This is a genomic window from Jiangella aurantiaca, assembly GCF_004349105.1.
GTDB lineage: Bacteria > Actinomycetota > Actinomycetes > Jiangellales > Jiangellaceae > Jiangella > Jiangella aurantiaca.
Map to the genome: position 1 here is coordinate 85883 of NZ_SMLB01000015.1, position 17143 is coordinate 103025.

A 17143-nucleotide genomic window follows, 5' to 3' on the forward strand; every position below is an offset into this window, starting at 1 on the left:
CCATCACCCGAAGTACTTCTCGTAGGCGGGCCGGATGTCCTCGACGCCCTGCCGCAGCTGCTCGGCGACCTCGTCGAAAACGTCCTGCGGGTCCTCGCCGCCGTCGCTGTAGACGCGCTGCAGCCCGCTGATGATGAGGTCGGTGCCGTTGGGCAGGTAGGACCGGATCGCGTCACTCGCCTGCGCCTCGGGAAGCTGCTCGACGGCGACGCTGAAGTTGGGGTCGCTGGCCAGGGTCTGCGCCAGTTCCGGCACGTCCATCGACGCCTTGACGATCGGCAGGTAGCCGGTGGCGAGCGTCCACTCGGCGGCGTTCTCCGGCTGTCCGAGGAACTTCAGCAGCTGGAACGCGGCGTCCTTGCGCTCCTGCGCGGCGCCCCTGAGCAGCGAGAACCCCATCCCGCCGGTCGGGACGCCGCTGGCCACCTCCTTCGGCAGGAAGGCGGTGCCGACCTCGAACCCGGCACTCGCGGCCGCCTCGTAGATGCCGCGCAGCCCGCCGGTCGACGTGATCGTCGTGGCGACGACGCCCGTGCCGAAGTCCGTGCCCGACGCCTGCGCGAGGTAGCCGTAGCCGTCCTCGAAGATGTACTGCTGGTGCCAGCGGGCCGCGTCGACGGCGCCGCCGGTGTCGATGGTGACGTCCAGGCCCTCGGACAGCCGGCCGCCGAACTGCCAGACCGCGGCCATGAACTGCCAGTCGTCGTCGCCGGTGAACGCGTGCGCCTTGAGCGGCTGGCCGTTGACGGTGAGCTGCGAGATGGCCGACGACCACTCGCGCAGCTCCGTCCACGTCTCCGGGCCGCGGTCGGGCAGGCCGACCTGCTGGAACACGTTCTTGTTGTAGTAGAACAGCGGCGTGCTGCGGCCGAAGGAGAGCCAGTACAGCTCGTCGCCGACCAGCCCTTCGTCGTAGAGCGCCTCGACGTAGTCGTCCCGGCCGAAGTCGTCGTCGAAGTAACCGTTCAGCGGCTCGAGGGCGTCGTTGATGAGGAACCGGCCCCAGAACGTGTCGGCGAGCATCATGACGTCAGGGACGGCGCCGGCCCGCAGCGCGGCGGTCAGCTTGGGCGCGGACTCGGCGTACGGGCCCTGGAACTGCACCTCGGCGTAGACGTCCTGCTGCGACTGGTTGATCTTCTCCACCAGCGCGGCCAGCGCCTCGCCGTTGACGCCGCCCATGGCGCTCCACATGGCGACGTTGACGCGCCCGGCGTACTGCGACGGCGGGCTGACGTCGACCTGGTCGAGGTTGCCGCCGGGGTCGCCGGTGCCGTCGTCGCTGCCGCCGTCGTCGGTGACGCCGCCGGCGCAGCCGAGCAGCGGGACGGCGACCCCGGCGGCCGCCGCCATGGCGAGGAAGTCGCGCCGGCTCGGTCGGGAGGGTCGCAGAACGGTGCGGTGTCGCATGTCTGGAGCGTCCTTTCGTGGCTCGCGGGCCGTCAGCCCTTGACGGCCCCGCCGGTCAGCCCACGGGTGATCTGCCGCTGGGCGACGAGGAAGAGGATGAGCATCGGGAGCGCGACCATCACCGTGCCGGCCATGATCGCTCCCCAATTGGAGTAGCCCTCGGTGGAGCGCAGGTAGAGCAGTCCGATGGGCAGCGTCCGCATCTCGACGGTGTTGGTGACGATGAGCGGCCAGATGAAGTCGTTCCACATGTCGACGACAGCGATGATCCCGACTGTGACCAGCATCGGCTTGCACATCGGCAGCACGACCTGCCACATGATGCGCAGGTGGCCGGCGCCGTCGACCCGGGCCGCCTCGACGACGTCGCCGGGCAGCGTGAGCATGTACTGACGCAGCAGGAACATGCCGAACACCGAGCCGGCGCTGGGGACGATGAGGCCCAGGTAGGTGTTCACCCAGCCGAGGTTCGACACGGTGATGTAGTTGACGATCAGCGTGACGTTGTTCGGCACCATCAGGGCGCCGAGCATCGCCAGGAAGATCACGTTCTTGTAGGGGAAGCGCAGGAACACGAACGCGTACGCCGTCAGCGTGGCGTTGACCAGCTTGATGGTGGCGCCGCCCGCCGTGACGATCAGCGAGTTGACGAAGAAGTCGCCGAACGGCGCGGCTCGCCAGGCCTCGGCGAAGTTCTCGATGTGCCAGCCGGGCAGCCAGCGAGGCGGGAACTGGTAGATGTCACCCGATTCCTTGAGAGCCGACGAGAACAGCCAGTACAGCGGGCCGATGAACAACAGCCCGACGGCCACCAGGCCGGCGTACAGCAGCACCCGTCGCAGCCGCGCGGCGCTCATGCGTAGTGCACCTTGCGCTGGACGAACCTGGTCTGCAGGCCCGTGACGACGAGCAGGATGACGAACAGCAGCATGGCGGCCGCGGCGGCGCTGCCGGCGTCGGAGGCGCGGAAGCCCTGCTGGTAGACGTACCACGACAGCGTCGTCGTGGCGTCGCCCGGTCCCCCGTCGGTGAGGACGGCGATCATGTCGTACGCCTGGAAGGTGCCGATGATCGACGTGACCAGCACGAAGAACGTCACCGGCGACAGCAGCGGCAGCGTGATCCGCCGGAATGTCGTCCACGTGCCGGCGCCGTCGAGCCGGGCCGCCTCGTAGAGCTCCTCCGGCAGGTTCTGCAGCCCGGCCAGGTAGACGATCGCGACGAACCCGAGACCCTTCCACAGGTACGCGATGACCAGCGCGATCAGCGCCCAGTCCGCGTCGTTCACCCACCGCGGCGACTCGATCCCGAACGGGTCCAGCACCACCCGGGTCAGCCCGTACGCCGGGTCGAAGATGAACAACCACAGCGTCGCGACGGCGGCGCCGCTCACGATGTGCGGGGCGAACGCCGCCGTCCGGACGATCCCCCGGCCGCGCAGCTTCTGGTCGAAGAGCAGTGCCAGCGCCAGGCCAAGCACCACGCTGCCGACGACGATGGCCGCGCTGAACGTCAGCGTGTTCAGCAGGATCCCGTGGAAGCTCGAGCTGGTGAAAAGGTTCTGGTAGTTCTCCAGTCCCACGTAGCGCGGGACGCCGGAGATCATGTTCCAGCGGGTCAGGCTCAACCACGCGTTGTAGATGACCGGCCAGTAGTCGAAGGTGCCGATGATCACCAGGTTCGGCGAGATCATCAGCAGGAAGAGCAGGTACTCCTTGCGGCGCCGGCGCCAGTGGTGCCGGCGGCGCCGGCGCGGTCGCGGCGTGGGCGCGGTGCCGCCGCTCCCACCGGCCGCCGCGGTGGCCGCGCCGCTGGTGTTGGTGGTGCCTGCGCCGGCGCCTTCGTTGTCCCCGGCTTCGTCGCCCGGGCCCCGCCGGGCGGCGGTGGTGGTGGTCACGAACGCCCTCCCGACATGACGGTCGCAATCGGACTTGGTGCGAGTGACCGTAACAGACTTAACACGAAGAACGATAGACTTAACTTCTACGAAGAGATGAACGGCAAGCGGCCGCCCGACGACCGGCCGGCAACCAGGGCCCCGCCGGCGACGCGACCGATCAGGCCGCAGGCACGACGATCGTGTGTTCGCGCAGGTCAGCCATCATACGATCCCCTGCCGCGGAGTTCACGACCACGACGTTGAAGTCCGACGTCGGTGCCAGTCGATGCAGCGCGGTGCGGTTCAGCTTCGTGGGATCCATCAACAGAACACGTCGTCGACCGGCGGCCATCATCGCGCGCTTCACGGTCACGATGTCAGGTTCCTGGTGATACGTCGTCGAGGTGGTCATCGCGGACGTGCTGAGGAAGACGATGTCGGTGGTGAGGGCGCCGATCGCCTCGATCGCGCTCATCCCCAGAAACGCGTCGTGGGTCGAGTTGTAGTCACCGCCGACGCCGATCAGGTGGATATCAGGCATCGTCTTCAGTACCTGCATGATCGGCAGGTAGTTCGTCACCACGGTCAGCGGTCCGAGCCGCAGGTCGCCCAGCCGCCGGGCCAGGAAGAGGTTCGTCGTCGACGTGTCGAGCATGATCGACATGCCCGGCTCGATCATCCCCAGCGCGGCCGCCGCCAGCGCCTCCTTCTCCTTGACCTGCACCCGGACGCGGTACTCCGAGCTGCTCTCGAACACCGTCGACGGCTGCGCGGAGACGCCGCCGTGGAACTTCCGCACGACGCCGCGGCGGGCCAGCTCGTCGAGGTCACGGTGGACCGTCATGACGCTCGCGCCGGTCAGCTCCGTCAGCTCGGCGACCGAGGCGACCCCGTGGGCGACCACATGCGACACGATGGCCTGCTGCCGCGCCTCGCGAGCGAGCGTGCGTCGCGACGGCGGGTCGGCGGGACGGGTGGGCGGCGTCATGCGAACAGTCTGGCTCAGCGGCAAGCCGACCGCGAGGTCCCAGGCGGCGGCGAGGCCCACAAGGGAAGTGGCCCAGAGCGGCCGGAGGTTGGTGCGCACAGCCGCGTTCCACCGCTGGATGGGTTATGTTTAACAACTAGCTGTGTTATCTATGCGATAACGTGCGGGCGGCAGCGCGCAGACATCGATGCGACGGGGTGCATATGGATCCGAGGCCGGCGGACGTCATCTGGGTGGGCATCGACCTCGGCACCCAGAGCGTGCGCGTCCTCCTCGCCGACGACACCGGCCGGGTGCTGGCGCTCGGGTCCGCACGGCTCACCAGTCATCGGAACAGCGCGGGCGGCCGCCGGCACGAGCAGGACCCGCACCAGTGGTGGGACGCCGTCGGCGAGGCGTCGCGGCAGGCGTTCGCCGCCCTCGCGCCGGAGCAGCGGCGGATCGCCGTCGGCGCGGTCGCCGTGTGCAGCACCTCCGGCACCGTCCTCCTCGGCGACGACCGGGGCACGCCGCTGACCCCCGCCCTCATGTACGACGACGCCCGTGCGGTCGACGAGCTGGCGCGCCTGCACGAACGACTGGACGCCGCGTACGGCGCCGCCGCCCCCGAGACCGCCGGCCCAGGCGCCGCCGGCTCGAGCAACGTGAGTGCCGGCGGCAGCGGTCGGGGCACCGCGGTGCAGCTGTCCTGGGCGCTGCCGAAGATCGACTGGCTGTTCCGGCACCACACGACCACCGGGCTCTCCGGCCGCCACGTCGTCCACAGCGCCGACGTCATCGCCGCCGCGCTGGTCGGGCACCGGGTCGACACCGACAGCAGCCACGCGCTGAAGTCCGGCTACGACGTGGTCGCCGGCCGATGGGATCAGCGGCTCCTCGCCGCCGCCGGCGTGGATCCCGGCACCCTCCCCGCGGTCGTTCCGCCGGGCACCACGCTGGGGGCCGTCACGCCGGCCGCCGCCCAGCACACCGGCATCGCAGCCGGCACCCCGGTCGTCGCCGGGATGACCGACGGGTGCGCGGCGCAGATCGCGGCCGGCGCGCTGACCCCCGGCTCCTGGAACTCCGTCCTCGGGACGACGCTGGTGCTGAAGGGGGTCTCGCTCACGCTGATCGACGATCCCGCCGGCGCGGTCTACAGCCACCGCCACCCCGACGGCGGCTGGCTGCCCGGCGGCGCCTCAAACGTCGGAGCGGGCGCAGTGGCCGGCGAGTTCGCCGACGACGACCTCGAGGCGCTCGCCGCCGAGGCCGGCCGGCGGTACGAGCCCGCCGGCGCCGTCATCTATCCCCTGACGGCGCGAGGCGAGCGGTTCCCGTTCGTCCGGCCCGACGCCGCCAGGTTCGAGCTCGGCACCACGTCGTCGCGGGCGGAACGCTACGCCGCCGTCGTCCAGGGCGTGGCCTACGTCGAGCGGCTGTGCTTCGAGCGGCTCGCCGCGCTCGGCGCTCCCGTCGACGGTGATATCCGTATCACCGGTGGTGGTACTCGCAGCGACTACTGGAACCAGCTGCGCGCCGACGTGCTCGGCCGGCCGCTGGTCATCCCGCGCACTCCGGAGCCGGCGTTCGGCATGGCCATCCTCGCCTCGGCCGCCGGTCACTCCGCCGACGCGACGGTCACGGTCACCCAGCGCGCCGCCGCCATGGTCACCCGCCGCGGGGTCGTCGAACCGCGGTTCGACGCCCACGAACGGCTCTCCACGGGCTACGACCGGCTGGTCGCGGAGCTGATCCGGTACGGCTACCTCGATCCGGCCGGCCACCGCGCCGCCGCCACGCCGGCGGCCCCGGCACCGCACGGCACCACACCGGCCACCCCATCCACGACCGCCGCGCACCGGCTGGGCAGGTAGACCCATGACCACCACCATCACGCTGCTCCGGCACGGCCGCACACCCTGGCACGAGGGCAACCGCTACACCGGCTCCAGCGACATCGGCATCGACGAGGTCGGCCGGGCGCAGGCCGAGACCCTCGCGGCGTGGGCGAAGGACGAGCCGCCGGACGCCCTCTACGCCTCCGACCTGCTCCGCTCCCAGCAGACCGCGGCCGCCGTCGCCGCCGTCACAGGGCTCGCCGTCCACACCGACCCGCGGCTGCGCGAGCTGGACTTCGGCCACGCCGAGGGCCGCACCCTCGCCGAGCTGCGCGCCACCGACCCCGACGCCGCCGCCGCGTTCGTGCGCGACCCCGTCACGCACCACCTGCCCGGCGGCGAGCATCCCGAGGCCGCCGCCGACCGCGCCGAGCAGGCGCTGCGCGAGATCGCCGCCCGCCATCCGGACCAGCAGGTGCTCGTGGTCTGCCACAACACGCTGATGCGGCTGGTCGTCTGCCGCCTCACCGGCATCCCGCTGCGCTCCTACCGCACCGTGCTGCGCGGCCTCGACCCGACCGCGACGACGCAGCTGAGCTTCGACGCCGCATCGGGCGTCGTCACGCTCGACCACTACAACCAGGCGCCACGCCGATGACCGGCCGGACCACGCGCGGTGCCCGCCAGGACCTCATCGCCGACCATGTGCTGCGCGAGGGCTCGGTCACGGCGAGCCAGCTGGCCGAGGCGTTCGGCGTCAGCCTCATGACCGTCCACCGCGACCTCGACGAACTCGAGCGCCAGGGCGTCGTCCGCAAGTTCCACGGCGGCGTCAGCGCGCAGCCCTCCAGCGTCTTCGAGAGCAACGTCGCCTACCGGCTGCGCACCGCCCGGGCCGAGAAGGCCGCCATCGCGCGGTTCGCGCGCACCCTCGTCGAGCCCGGCATGGCGGTCATGCTGGACGACTCGACGACGACGCTCGGGGTCGCCGAGCTGCTCGCCGACGCCGCGCCGCTCACCGTCATCACCAACTTCCTGCAGGTCATCAACGCCATGAGCCGGGCCGACCGGGTCCGGTTGATCGCACTCGGCGGCGAGTACTACCCGACGCACGACTCCTTCCTGGGCGTGCCGTGCATCGAGGCGATCGAGTCGCTGCGCGCCGACGTGCTGCTGACGTCGACGTCGGCGGCGTCGGGAGGGCTGACCTACCACCAGGAGCAGGAGATCGTGCTGGTCAAGCGGGCGATGATGCGCTCAGCGAACCGCAAGGTGCTGCTCATGGACCACACGAAGCTTGGCGGCACCGCGCTACACCAGCTGGCGCTGCTCACCGACTTCGACGACGTCGTGGTCGACGGCGGCACGCCGGCGGACGTCGTCCGGGCGCTGCGCGATCGCCGGGTGAACATCCACGTCGCACCGCTCGACACCCCCTGACCGCGAGGAGGCGGCATGTACATCGGCGTCGACATCGGCACCACGCTGACCAAGGCCGTCGGGTACGGCGACGACGGCGCCGAGCTGTGCGTGCACAGCGTCCCGACGGAGCTGGTGCACGGCGACGACGGCCGGGTCGAGCAGGACACCGACGCCGTCGTCGCCTCCGTGACCAGCGTGGTCCGGGCCGTCGCCACCGAGCTGTCCGGCCCGCCCGACCTGGTCGCACTCACCGGGCAGGGCGACGGCTGCTGGCTGGCCGACGCCGACGGGGTCCCGGTGCGGCCGGCGGCCTCCTGGCTGGACGGCCGCGCCGCCGACATCGTCCGCCGGTGGGATCGCGACGGCACCGCCGACGCCGTCCTCGCGCGCAACGGCGGCATGCTGTTCCCTGGCGCGTCGGCGGCGATCCTGGCCGCGCTCGACCGCGACGAGCCGGACGTCCTCGACCGCGCCGCCACCGCCACGCACTGCGTCGGCACGGTGTTCCAGCAGCTCACCGGCGTCCGCGCCATCGACCTGTCCGACGCGTCGTACCCGTTCCTCGACCCGCGGACGCGCGACTGGTCCGACGACGTCCTGCGGCTCACCGGCCTGGAGCACCGGCGCGGCCTGCTGCCGCCGATCGTCGGCCCTGGTGGTCCGGCGGCCGTGCTGACGCAGGCCGCGGCCGGTGCGCTTGGACTGCCGGCCGGGACGACGGTGAGCGCAGGGCCGTACGACCTGCTCGCGTCGGCCCGCGGCAGCGGCACCGTCGATCCCGGCGACGGCCTGCTGATCATCGGGACCACGCTGGCCTGCCAGGTCGTCACGTCCGACCCGGGCCCGATCCCGCACCGCGCCGGCCTGCTGCTGGCGACCTGGCAGCCGGAGCGGTGGATCCGGGCGATGCCGGCGATGGTCGGCACGGCGTCGCTGGACTGGCTACTTCGGCTGGTCGGGGCGCCGGTGTCGGCGCTGGCGGAGCTGCTGGCGGAGTCACCGCCGGGCGCCCGCGGCGTGACGGTGCTGCCGTACTGGTCCGCGTCAGGTGAGCGGGCGCCGTTCGTCGAGGCGTCGGCGCGCGGCCGGTTCGACGGGCTGCATCTGGCGACGTCGCGAGCCGATATGGTGCGCGCGCTGTGCGAAGGGCTGGCGTACGCGGCCCGGCACTGCTTCGACGCGGCCGGGCTGACCGGGCGGCTCGCCGTCTGCGGCGGCGGTGCGCAGAGCGCGGCGTGGACGCAGCTCTTCGCCGACGTGCTCGGCCGGCCGCTGGATGTCGTCGACGTGCCACAGGCCGGTGCTTACGGTGCGGTGTTGTCGGCGCTGGAGGCGCGCGGCGAGACGCCCGGCTGGCCGGTCCCCGCGCACACCGTCGAGCCGGCGGCCGCGCAGCGGGCGCACTACGACGACGGGTTCGCCGCCTACCTCGCCCGCGTCGCCGCCGCACGGGAGACCTGGGCGCACGCATCGGCGGGGAACCCATGAGCCGGATCCTGCTGGCCGGGGACCATTTCGTCCGGAACGACCTGCTGGCCGACCGGCTGCGTGCGGCGGTGGCCGCGTCGGCACCGGCGGCCGCGCCGGAGTTCCGGACGCTCGAGCTGCCCTGGCCGCTCGTCCCGTTCGGCCCAGTCGCCGAGGTCGACGAGGCCTCCGACGTCGAGGACGAGCTGGTCGCGCTGGCCGGCGACACTGAGGTGATCGTCACCCAGATGGCGCCGGTCACCGCGCGCGTGCTCGCAGCGGCGCCGTCGTTGCGGCTGGTCGTCTGCACCCGCGGCGGCCCCGTGAACGTCAACGTCGACGCCTGCAGCGAGCGCGGAGTGCTGGTGTGCAATACGCCCGGCCGCAACGCCGTCGCCGCGGCCGAGCACGCACTGACGCTGATCCTGAGCACGGTCCGGGCGATCCCGCGCATCCACGGCACCGTCGCGGCCGGCGAGTGGCGCAGCGACCTCTACGCCTACGACGAGTGCGGGCTGGAGCTGGGCGGGTCGACGGTGGGCCTGGTCGGCTACGGCGCGATCGGCCGGCGGGTGGCGCGGATGCTGCTCGCGTTCGACGCGAACGTGCTGGTGAGCGACCCTTTCGTGGCGGCCTCGGAGTTGCCGGACGGTGTGACGCCGGTCGGCCTGGACGAGCTGCTGTCCCGCAGCGACGTCGTCAGCCTGCACGCGCGGCTCACGCCGGAGACCGCGGGGATGATCGACGCGGCCGCGCTGGCGGCGATGCGGCCGGGCAGCTACCTGGTCAACTCTGCCCGCGGCGGCCTCGTGGACTACGACGCGCTGGCGGCGGCGCTGGCCGGCGGCCACCTGGCCGGCGCCGGCTTCGACGTCTTCCCGGCCGAGCCGCCGTCCGCGGACTGGCCGCTGCTGCGCTCGGACCGGGTGGTGATGACGCCGCACCTCGCCGGCGCGACCCGGCAGACCGCCCACCGCGCCGCCGAGCTGGGCGCGGCCGCCGTGGCCGCCTTCCTGGCCGGCGACCGGCCGCCCGGTCTGGTCAACCCCGCCGTCCTGGGCTGACCGAGCGGGGCGGCGGCGAGGCGGTCGGCCGGCCGGCCAGCTACGCGGACTCGATGCCGGACACCAGCCGCTGAGCTCCTCGGGATGACCGTGATCGGCCCGCCCTCTCGTTGATCTTGGAGTTGTACGGCCATCTGTCGGACATATCACCCCGGAATGGCCGAACAACTCCAAGATCAACGGGGGAGAGAATCCGACCCCACCCGCGCGCGTTCTCAGCCCGAGTGGCCTGCGAAGCTACTGCGGCGGTGGCCCGGTCGGGAATGGTTACGATGCGACATGGCCGACATCGACGCGGGGGAGTTCGAGCGGCGGCTCCGGGAGCATCAGGACGACGAGGAGCGGCGCAAGTTCCAGCGCTACTTCAAGGACGGCGGCGACGAGTTCATCGGCGTGCGCATGGGGACGGTGTTCGCGCTCGCCAAGGAGTTCATCGAGCTGCCGCCGCCCGAGCTCGAGCGGCTGCTGGAGTCCGACGTCCACGAGCTGCGGGCCGGCGCGCTGAGCGTCATGGACAAGCAGGCCCGCCGCAAGCGCACCCCGGCAGACCGGCGCCGCGAGCTGTACGAGCTCTACCTGCGCCGCCACGACCGCATCGACAACTGGGACCTGGTCGACCTCGCGGCGCCGTATGTCGTCGGCGGGTACCTGGCGGACAAGCCGCGCGACGTGCTGTACGACCTGGCGCGGTCGGAGAACCGGTGGAAGCGGCGGACGGCGATCGCCGCGACGGCGTACTTCATCAGGACCGGCGACGTCGGCGACACATTCGCCATCGCCGAGCTGTTGCTGGACGACCCCGAGGACCTCGTCCACAAGGCGACCGGCGGCTGGCTACGCGCGGCCGGCGACAAGGATCCCGACCGGCTGCGGGCGTTCCTGGAGCAGCACGCTGCGGCGATGCCGCGCGTCATGCTCCGCTACGCGATCGAGCACCTCGACCCCTCACAGCGAGAGCACTATCGCGCGCTCCGCTAGCGGCGGCGACGCCCATGGTCCGGACCTGGACCGACCCCGCGGTCCGACGCCTCGCCGGCGACCCGGACGCCGACCCGATGGACAGCCCGCGGGCCGGGGCGCTGCTGGACTTCCCCGCCGGCACGCACCCGTACGCGAAGTGGTACGGCACGCACTGGCGGCTGGTCGAGCTGGCCGACCCGCGGGCCGCCGCGGACGCCGCTAGGGCCGCTCCGACCAGGACCGACCGGTGATGCGCTCGTACATCTCGACGTAGACGGCGCGGGTCTTCTCGACGACGTCGTCGGGGATGGCGGGCCCGGGCGGGGTCTTGTCCCAGGTGCCGAGGTCCTGGGCCCAGTCGCGCACCACCTGCTTGTCGTAAGAGACCTGGCGACGGCCTGGCTCCCACTGCGACGCCTGCCAGAAGCGGGACGAGTCGGGCGTGATGACCTCGTCGGCCAGGACCAGGGTGCCGTCGGGGGCAAGGCCGAACTCGACCTTCGTGTCGACGAGCAGGATGCCGCGCTGCTCCATGAGCTCCGCCGCCCGCCGGTACAGCGTCAGCGTCGTGTCGCGCAGCTGCGCCGCCACCGCGTCGCCGGTCACCGCCACGACCTCGTCGTACGTCATGGGTTCGTCGTGGCCGAGCTCAGGCGGCGTCTTCGTCGTCGGCGTGAAGATCGGTTCCGGCAGCCGGCTGCCCTCGACCAGGCCGGGCGGCAGCTCCACCCCGGACACCGTCCCGGACTCCTGGTACGACGTCCAGCCGGAGCCCGCGAGGTAGCCGCGCGCGACGCACTCCACCGGGAGGATCTCGACCTGACGGCAGCGGATGGCCCGGCCGCGCCACTCGTCGGGCACGTCGTCGGCGGAGATGACGTGGTTCGGGACGACGTCGGCCAGCTGGTCGAACCACCAGAGCGAGAGCGCCGTCAGCACCTTCCCCTTGTCCGGGATCGGCGTCGGCAGCACGACGTCGTAGACCGAGACGCGGTCGGACGCCACGAGGATCACCTCGCCCGGCCGGTCGGAGTAGACGTCGCGGACCTTGCCCTTGTGGAGTGGTTGCACGGCGCCGTTCTAGCACAGACGGGAACCAGGGCGGCCCGCGCGGTGTAGGAACAGCAGAACGACGACAGCGAGGACCGAACCCATCGCCGACGAGACCGAGCAGGCCGCCATCGCCCGCGTGCGCGCCGGAGACGCCGACGCGTACGCCGTCCTCGTGCGCCGGCACGCCGCCGACGCACGCCGGCTCGCGGTCGTGGCGGGCGCGGGGCCGGACGCCGACGACGTCGTCCAGCTGGCGTTCGTCAAGGCGTACCGGAGCATCGGCACGTTCCGCGACGGCGCGCCGTTCCGGCCGTGGCTGCTGCGGATCGTGCTCAACGAGGCCCGCAACGCCACCCGGGCGGATCGCCGGTACCGGGCGGCGGCGGACCGGTCGTTCGTCCTCGGCGCCGCGACGGCGGCGGTTGCCGTCGACGACCCGGCGGCGTCGGCGCTGACGGCCGAGCGGCGGGCGGAGCTGCTGGCCGCGCTCCGGACGCTGCCCGAGCCACAGCGGCGGGTCGTCGCCTGCCGGTACCTGCTCGACCTGGACGAGGAGGAGACGGCGACGGTGCTCGGCTGGCCGCGGGGCACGGTGAAGTCGCGGCTGCACCGGGCGCTGCGCCGGCTGCGGAGCCAGCTGGCGCCCACGCAGGCCCAGGAGGTGGACCATGCATGACGCCCTCGACCGCGAGCTGCGCGCCCTCGGCCGTTCGCTCGGCACGGCGATCGACGACGACGCGCCCGCGCCGGCCGCGGTCGCGACCGCGGTGCTGGACCGGCTCCGGACGGCGCCCGTGCCGGCGCCCGCGCGCTGGACACCGATCCGTCGCCGGCTGGCCGTCGTCGCGCTCGCGGTGCTGGTGGCACTCGGGTTGACGCCGCCGGTACGGGCCGCCGTCGGTGAGTTGCTCGGCATCGGCGCGGTCGCCGTCCGGCCCGGCCCGTCGCAGCCGTCGGCGTCCGCGCCACCGGAGGCGGCCGCGGGACTCTCGGTCGACAGGGCCGCGGAGCTGACCGGGCTCGCTCCGGTCGTGCCGCCCGTGCTCGGCCCGCCGGACGGCGTCGAGGTGTCGGCCGACCGCCGCGTGCTGTCGCTGACCTGGGGTTACGGTCCCGAGACGATCCGGCTGGACCAGGTGGCCGACCCGCTGTCGCCGCTGTATGTGAAGACGGCGCTGCTCGGCTCGACGGCGACCATGCTCACCGTCGACGGCCGCGACGCCTGGTGGTTCGGCACGCCACACGACCTGGTGCTGCTGGCCCCTGACGGCACCGAGCGGACGGAGTCGGCGCGCGTCGCGGGCCCGACGCTGGTGTGGGTCGACGACGGCGTCACCTTCCGGCTCGAGGGCGCCGGCCGCGACCACGCCGTCGAGATCGCCGCGTCGGCGCTGGGAACCGGCTGAGCCCGGCCGGTGTAGTCGACGCAACGACCACCGACCAGCTGGAGCCGTCATGCGCCTCGCCCGCCCGGCCGCCGTCACCCTCGTCCTCGGCGCCCTCGTGGTCGCCGCCGCACCCGCGTCGGCCGGCGGACCCACCAGCGTGCTGCTGGTGTCGCCGTCCACCGGCCTGTCCGCGTCCCTGTACACGACGGACGAGGCGTACACGACGCTGATGACCCAGCTGGACGCCGAGCCGGTCGCCGCGCCGGATCGCGGCGTAGCACCACCCCATGTCGGCGGCGACCAGATCGTCGTCACGTGGATGGTCCACGACGTGCAGCCGTGGCGAGTCGACCGCATCACATTCGACGGCGACGGGCTGCCGGAGTGGGTGCACACCACCCAGGCGATGGGCGCCGGCCCGATCGAGTTCGACGACGCCGGTCTCTGGCATCGGCCGGACGACCCGGAGGCGCTCGCGGACCTCATGGCGGACCTGGGGCTGATCGGACGGACCGGGCTGCGGCCGGCCGTGGCCGACCCGGACGAAGTGGCGGCGGCCGGCGATCCCGAGGCGGCGGCCGCGGCCGGGGAGGCGGCCCCGCCGCCGGGTGACAGTGCGATCGACGCCGCGACGTGGGCACTACCGGCGGTGGCCGGCGGGATCGTGGTGGGCGTGCTCGGCGACCGTTGGCTGCGCCGCCGGCGCGAGGGCGGCGAGGGCGGACGGTGGCAACTGGTCGACGTCCCCGGCCCGTCGGCCTGACCGACCAGACCGGGCGATCGCCGGCATCAGCCGTCGCCCGCCGAGGGCGCGCGCTGCTCGGCAGCGGCGAGGCAGCGAAGCAGGAACGCCCGCTCCGCGTCGTTCCCGCACAGCTCGACCGCACGCCGGTAGGCCGCGACCGCCTCCGCCGGCCGATCCAGCCGGTCCAGCAGCCGGCCGCGCGCGGCGTGCAGCGGATGGAACCGGTCCAATGCGCCGCCCGCCGCCAGGTCGTCCAGCAGCGCCAGCCCGGCCGCCGGGCCGTGGGCCATCGCGATGGCGACGGCGCGGTTGAGGTCGACGATCGGGGACGGGGCGGTCGCGCGCAGAACGTCGTACAGGCCGACGATCTGTGGCCAGTCTGTCGCCCCGGCCGACGGCGCCTCGTCGTGCACCGCCGCGATGGCGGCCTGCAGCGCGTACGGCCCGGGCGGCCGGTGCCGCAACGCGTCGAGGACCAGCGACCGGCCCTCGGCGATCTTGCCCTGGTCCCAGCGGGACCGGTCCTGGTCGTCGAGCAGGACGAGGTCGCCGGCGCCGTCGACGCGCGCCTCGCGCCGGGCGTCGACCAGGAGCAGCAGCGCTAGCAGACCGGTGACCTCGGCCTCGGCCGGGAGCAGCCGGTGCAGGATGCGGGCCAGCCGGATCGCCTCGTCGGCCAGCTCGGGCCGGATCAACGCGGCGCCGTTGCTGGCCGCGTAGGCCTCGGTGAACACGACGTAGACCACGCTGAGCACGGCGGGCAGCCGGCCGGGCAGCTCCGTCGCCGACGGAACGCGGTACGGGATGCCCGCCACGCCGATCTTCTGCTTGGCCCGCACCAGCCGCTGCGCCATCGTCCCCTCGGGCACGAGGAACGCCCGCGCCACCTGCGCCGTCGACAGCCCGGCCAGGTACCGCAGCGTCAGCGCGACCCGCGCCTCGGCGCTCAGCGCGGGATGGCAGCAGGTGAAGAACAGCCGCAGCCGGTCGTCGCCGATGACGTCGGGGCCGGCATCGTCGGCCGGCGCGGACAGCCGGACCAGTTCGTCGCGCTCGGCCTCGACCTTGAGCACGGCCAGCTTGGCGGCGTAGTTCTGCCGCCGGCGCAGGATGTCGACCGCCCGGCGGCGCGCCGTCGTCAGCAACCACGCGCCCGGCCGGTCGGGCACGCCGTCGACCGGCCAGCGCTCGACCGCGGCCGCGATGGCGTCGGCCGCCACCTCTTCGGCCAGGTCGAAGTCGCCGACCCAGCGGACGAGCGTGGCGAGCAGCCGGCCCCACTCCTCGCGGAAAACCGCCTCGGCGGGATCCGTCCCGGGGCCGGCCGCCCACCCGCTCACCGCGTCAGCCCTGGTCGAACACCGTGATCGGCCGGATCTCCATGGATCCGTACTTGGCGCCGGGGCACTTGGCGGCCCAGTCGAGCGCGGTGTCGAGGTCGGGCACGTCGACCAGGTAGTAGCCACCGAGCACCTCGCGGGTCTCCGCGAACGGCCCGTCGGTGACCACCCGCTCGCCGTCCCTCAACCGCAACGTGGTGGCGGTGCTCGTCGGCTCGAGTGCGTTGCCGTCGACGTAGACGCCGGACTTGCGAATGGCCTCGTCGTAGGCGAACCACTCGGCCATCACGGCGTCGATCTGCTCCTGAGCCGGAGCCTCCGTGGCCGGCTCGCTGTAGATGAGCAACAGGTACTGCATCTCGGTCCCCCTTCGCGGGTCGTCACGGGGCGGCGCGGTGCCGCCCTCACCATGACGACGAACGACGGCTGCCCTCATATACAACACCCGGGGTACGACAACGGGAACGTCCCGACGACCGTCAACCCGCCACCGGCTGGAACTCGGCTAGGCGGTCCTTGTACGGGGACTGCTCGGTGGCCGCCATCCAGTGCGGATACGACACGTAGACCACCTCGCACTCCTCCTCGGCGCGGTAGACGAGCTCGGTGCCGGCGCGCAGGTAGATCACCTCGCCGACCCCGGCGGTCACCACGACACCGTCGCTCTCGACGCTGTACCGGCCCTTCGTCACGATCAGCGCCTCGTCGTACGACACCGTCCACGGGTTCGACTCCCCCGCCCCGTACCGGACGAACCCGACGGTCATCGCGGCGTCGTGCCGCTGGTCGATCGCGTCGGCCAGCAGCAGATCCTGGTCGTAGCGGCGGTACCACTCGAGGTCGTCGTCGCTGGTCACCTTCAGCACACCGGACATGCCGTGCTCCTTTTTCTGTAGTGGTCGTTACATATTGAGCGGTGGCGGCGGCCGGCGTCAAGGGGTTAATGTAGCGATCGACACAGAAAGGAGACGGCGCCATGGGACGCGGCCGGCCGCGGCAGTTCGACCGCGACGAGGCGCTCGACCGCGCGATGCGGCTGTTCTGGACCCGCGGCTACCAGGACACCTCGATCGCCGATCTCACCGACGTCCTCGGCATCGGCTCCCCCAGCCTGTACGCCGCATTCGGCTCCAAGGCGTCGCTGTTCCGCGCGGCAGCCGACCGCTACGAGGCCGGCGAGGGCGGGCGGCCGTTCGCCGCCCTCGCCGCCGCACCCACCGCCCGTGACGGCGTCGAGGCGCTGCTGCGCGGAAACGTCGCGCTGTTCACCAAGCGCGGCGGGCCGCGCGGCTGTCTGCTCACCCGCGCGACGCTGAGCTGCCCGCCGTCCGACACCACCGTCGTCGCCTACCTGCAACGCAGCCGCCGCGACCGGCTGGCCGCGCTGCGCACGCGGCTGCAGACCGCCGCAGCGGCCGGCGAGCCGCTGCCGTCGGACGACGTCGACGCCCTGGCGCAGTACTACGACGCCCAGGTGCAGGGGCTCGCCGTCCGAGCGCTCGAGGGCGCCACGCGGCCGGCCCTCCTGCGCACCGTCGACCTCACGATGGCGGCATGGGACGCACTGAGCACGCGGTGATCTTGCGCTAACTCCCCCGAAATCGTGA

At 72.7% G+C, this 17143-nt stretch carries 19 protein-coding genes; 11 read left to right on the forward strand and 8 right to left on the reverse strand.

Annotated features, from left to right (window positions below):
• Window positions 1-3: 3 nt before the first annotated feature.
• The 4 genes from E1262_RS13325 to E1262_RS13340 form a co-directional block, all read right to left on the reverse strand.
• A complete protein-coding gene (locus E1262_RS13325) occupies window positions 4-1410 on the reverse strand; it encodes an ABC transporter substrate-binding protein (protein ID WP_132103620.1) in 1407 nt (468 codons plus the stop codon).
• Window positions 1411-1442: 32 nt separating this feature from the next.
• Window positions 1443-2267, reverse strand: a complete 825-nt coding sequence (locus tag E1262_RS13330; protein WP_132103621.1) for a carbohydrate ABC transporter permease — start codon at window positions 2265-2267, stop codon at window positions 1443-1445.
• Window positions 2264-3307 (reverse strand): carbohydrate ABC transporter permease, encoded by a 1044-nt coding sequence (locus E1262_RS13335; RefSeq protein WP_203453833.1) that lies wholly within the window; start codon window positions 3305-3307, stop codon window positions 2264-2266. Before E1262_RS13335 ends, E1262_RS13330 begins: the two co-directional genes overlap by 4 nt.
• Before the next feature lie 160 nt (window positions 3308-3467).
• A complete protein-coding gene (locus E1262_RS13340) occupies window positions 3468-4277 on the reverse strand; it encodes a DeoR/GlpR family DNA-binding transcription regulator (protein ID WP_132103622.1) in 810 nt (269 codons plus the stop codon).
• Window positions 4278-4480: 203 nt separating this feature from the next.
• Here E1262_RS13340 and E1262_RS13345 point away from each other — a divergent pair, with 203 nt between their 5' ends.
• The 7 genes from E1262_RS13345 (at window position 4481) to E1262_RS13375 (ending at window position 11261) form a co-directional block, all read left to right on the forward strand.
• Window positions 4481-6133 carry an FGGY-family carbohydrate kinase gene (locus E1262_RS13345; RefSeq protein ID WP_132103623.1) on the forward strand — a complete coding sequence of 551 codons (1653 nt, stop codon included), beginning with the start codon at window positions 4481-4483 and terminating at the stop codon, window positions 6131-6133.
• Window positions 6134-6137: 4 nt separating this feature from the next.
• The gene (locus tag E1262_RS13350; protein WP_132103624.1) at window positions 6138-6755 is read left to right on the forward strand and encodes a histidine phosphatase family protein; all 618 of its coding nucleotides are present in this window, start codon (window positions 6138-6140) and stop codon (window positions 6753-6755) included.
• Window positions 6752-7537: a DeoR/GlpR family DNA-binding transcription regulator gene (locus E1262_RS13355; protein WP_132103625.1), complete on the forward strand. Its 786-nt coding sequence runs from the start codon at window positions 6752-6754 to the stop codon at window positions 7535-7537. The genes E1262_RS13350 and E1262_RS13355 overlap by 4 nt, the downstream gene beginning before the upstream one ends.
• Window positions 7538-7552: 15 nt before the next feature.
• Window positions 7553-9007: an FGGY family carbohydrate kinase gene (locus E1262_RS13360; protein ID WP_132103626.1), complete on the forward strand. Its 1455-nt coding sequence runs from the start codon at window positions 7553-7555 to the stop codon at window positions 9005-9007.
• The gene (locus E1262_RS13365; protein WP_132103627.1) at window positions 9004-10050 is read left to right on the forward strand and encodes a 2-hydroxyacid dehydrogenase; all 1047 of its coding nucleotides are present in this window, start codon (window positions 9004-9006) and stop codon (window positions 10048-10050) included. The genes E1262_RS13360 and E1262_RS13365 overlap by 4 nt, the downstream gene beginning before the upstream one ends.
• Window positions 10051-10329: 279 nt before the next feature.
• Complete coding sequence (locus tag E1262_RS13370) at window positions 10330-11028, forward strand: DNA alkylation repair protein (RefSeq protein WP_132103628.1); 699 nt, start codon at window positions 10330-10332, stop codon at window positions 11026-11028.
• 14 nt (window positions 11029-11042) lie between these two features.
• The gene (locus E1262_RS13375; RefSeq protein WP_132103629.1) at window positions 11043-11261 is read left to right on the forward strand and encodes a hypothetical protein; all 219 of its coding nucleotides are present in this window, start codon (window positions 11043-11045) and stop codon (window positions 11259-11261) included.
• Here the strand turns inward: E1262_RS13375 and E1262_RS13380 are convergent.
• A complete protein-coding gene (locus tag E1262_RS13380) occupies window positions 11230-12081 on the reverse strand; it encodes a phosphoribosylaminoimidazolesuccinocarboxamide synthase (protein WP_132103630.1) in 852 nt (283 codons plus the stop codon). The two genes, E1262_RS13375 and E1262_RS13380, sit on opposite strands and share 32 nt — an antisense overlap.
• 118 nt (window positions 12082-12199) lie before the next feature.
• Here E1262_RS13380 and E1262_RS13385 point away from each other — a divergent pair, with 118 nt between their 5' ends.
• The 3 genes from E1262_RS13385 to E1262_RS13395 are packed head-to-tail and all read left to right on the forward strand — an operon-like array spanning window position 12200 to window position 14214.
• Window positions 12200-12739 carry an RNA polymerase sigma factor gene (locus tag E1262_RS13385; RefSeq protein ID WP_203453834.1) on the forward strand — a complete coding sequence of 180 codons (540 nt, stop codon included), beginning with the start codon at window positions 12200-12202 and terminating at the stop codon, window positions 12737-12739.
• Window positions 12732-13469, forward strand: a complete 738-nt coding sequence (locus E1262_RS13390; RefSeq protein WP_132103632.1) for a hypothetical protein — start codon at window positions 12732-12734, stop codon at window positions 13467-13469. Before E1262_RS13385 ends, E1262_RS13390 begins: the two co-directional genes overlap by 8 nt.
• Before the next feature lie 49 nt (window positions 13470-13518).
• Window positions 13519-14214, forward strand: coding sequence for a hypothetical protein (locus tag E1262_RS13395; protein ID WP_132103633.1), 696 nt, complete (start codon window positions 13519-13521; stop codon window positions 14212-14214).
• 26 nt (window positions 14215-14240) lie between these two features.
• Here E1262_RS13395 and E1262_RS13400 read toward each other — a convergent pair whose 3' ends face one another.
• The 3 genes from E1262_RS13400 to E1262_RS13410 form a co-directional block, all read right to left on the reverse strand.
• Window positions 14241-15536, reverse strand: a complete 1296-nt coding sequence (locus E1262_RS13400; RefSeq protein WP_132103634.1) for an RNA polymerase sigma factor — start codon at window positions 15534-15536, stop codon at window positions 14241-14243.
• A 4-nt stretch (window positions 15537-15540) separates the two neighbouring features.
• Window positions 15541-15894, reverse strand: coding sequence for a YciI family protein (locus E1262_RS13405; protein WP_132103635.1), 354 nt, complete (start codon window positions 15892-15894; stop codon window positions 15541-15543).
• Window positions 15895-16015: 121 nt separating this feature from the next.
• Complete coding sequence (locus tag E1262_RS13410; protein ID WP_132103636.1) at window positions 16016-16411, reverse strand: cupin; 396 nt, start codon at window positions 16409-16411, stop codon at window positions 16016-16018.
• 101 nt (window positions 16412-16512) lie between these two features.
• Between E1262_RS13410 and E1262_RS13415 the strand changes: the two genes are divergently transcribed.
• On the forward strand, window positions 16513-17115 hold the full coding sequence (locus E1262_RS13415) for a TetR/AcrR family transcriptional regulator (RefSeq protein WP_132103637.1): 603 nt from the start codon (window positions 16513-16515) through the stop codon (window positions 17113-17115).
• The last annotated feature ends 28 nt before the right edge of the window (window positions 17116-17143 follow it).